Consider the following 1,657-nt stretch of genomic DNA (forward strand, 5'->3'; position numbering starts at 1 on the left):
AAGCTCCTTACCTGTAAACCTGTACGGCGTACTGTACAATCCGCTGCCAGCCTTACTCTCTATCCACACTTCCCTTCTCTGACATCAGTCTTTATTACTATAACACAATTTTTCCTAATTTTGCCTTAAATTTTTATACCGATTTATACCGAACGTCGGGACTGCGCCCTATAAAGAAAAAAGGCAGGAAGGGCTCAGCCCCTCCTGCCTCCGGCTAATACGAGGCAAAGGGGGAAGATTCCAGCAGTCCTTAGCAGCATAACCTTCCTAATAATCAAAAATCTTGGATCAAACACATTCATCCCAAGGTAGTTTTTTCATTGATAAGGCCCACTAACGACATAGCAAAAAAGAAGCAAAATCTTGCTCAAAACTTCCCCAATATAGCAATTCATTGATTGACATAGAACGCTTCTTTTTTGCTACTTTTAATATCGAATCTAAATAATCTGCGGAAGTCTTTAAAAACAGAAACACTCTTCCTTTTATAGGTTCTATAAAACTCTTTCTTTCCCTCCACAACTGATAGAGCCATTTTGTTTTTATCAAAACCAAAACATACGCATTACCATTTTCATCCATGTTTATCCATATCAAATGGCCATTATAAACTTCTTCCGGCTTAAAAGATATGTCCTTTACCAATAAATTCTCAGAAGAATAATACTCAATATCTCCACTATCCATATGTCCATTTGAACCTACAACTTCTGCCTCTAATAGCAAAACATCATCATGATGTATCTCTATTGTAATAGTTCCTATTTTTTCAAAATTTGCTAGACCATATAATATCCCATCACAATTCCTAAGTATATTCATTTGTATTTCTTTATCTTTAAATATAGGGCTAAACTCTTCCCGTTTGTCTTGACTTATAGAAAAGTCATAAAGATTATATATAGCAATAGGAAGTGCAATCAAAAAATAATACAACCAAAACCATTTACTTTTTTTATTCTTCTGTGTATTTTGCATTTACTCTCCCCCAAATGGATATAAAGATAAATACTCTTCCCAGTAATCTACTGGCTTAATCTTTAGAGTAGGATATTTATCCCGTTTGTCTTCATAGTCTGCATAGAGACCGCCACCGGCCTCATAGAATTCATGTCGTTTCTTCTCAGATTCATATTTATCATAAAACTTATTATTCCGGATTTCATACTCAAGTTTGGCTATTTCGCTTAACAAAAAAAATCTAAATCCAGATGAATATATATTTTTCTCATCGATATCCCCCAACAAATTATAAATCCGCTTTATTTCCATCTCAGCACCACGAAGAAAAGCCTTTCGTTGACTAAAGACAACAATACGATCAGGAGAATATCCCATCTTTTTAAATTTCTGTTTCTCATTTAACTCTGCAGCTGTTCCCATCCAAGAAAAAAACTGGGGCAGTACAAAAGGGAAAAGGCCCATTGAATCAGTAAGTAGCTTATAACCACTCATACTTTCCTGCTCAGAAATAAACTGAGCAAAATAAAAAGATCCTATCTTAGGCGGGGCATCAAGAGGATAAGGGGTTGTAATCATCTTTAAAAACCAACTAAACTTATTAATTCTCCCATCTGGATCAATATACTTCACCGGATTATTCCCCGCATAATGATACAGCTGCAGATTTACAAGATTGTACACACCTCCCATACCG

Annotated in this window: 2 protein-coding genes; both read right to left on the reverse strand. The window is 35.5% G+C overall.

The window, feature by feature from the left end; all coding sequences use genetic code 11:
* Positions 1-333: 333 nt before the first annotated feature.
* Positions 334-978, reverse strand: coding sequence for a hypothetical protein (locus WKV44_10570; GenBank protein ID MEM5948979.1), 645 nt, complete (start codon positions 976-978; stop codon positions 334-336).
* Positions 979-1,657 (reverse strand): hypothetical protein (locus WKV44_10575; protein MEM5948980.1); only part of this gene is annotated, 679 nt, incomplete at its 5' end.

This window comes from Spirochaetia bacterium 38H-sp (assembly GCA_039023545.1).
GTDB classification, from domain to species: domain Bacteria; phylum Spirochaetota; class Spirochaetia; order Winmispirales; family Winmispiraceae; genus Rarispira; species Rarispira pelagica.

Bases quoted from the DNA above. Each gene is read 5' to 3' on its own strand.
- WKV44_10570 (MEM5948979.1), bottom strand. From the start codon at position 978: ATGCAAAATACACAGAAGAATAAAAAAAGTAAATGGTTTTGGTTGTAT.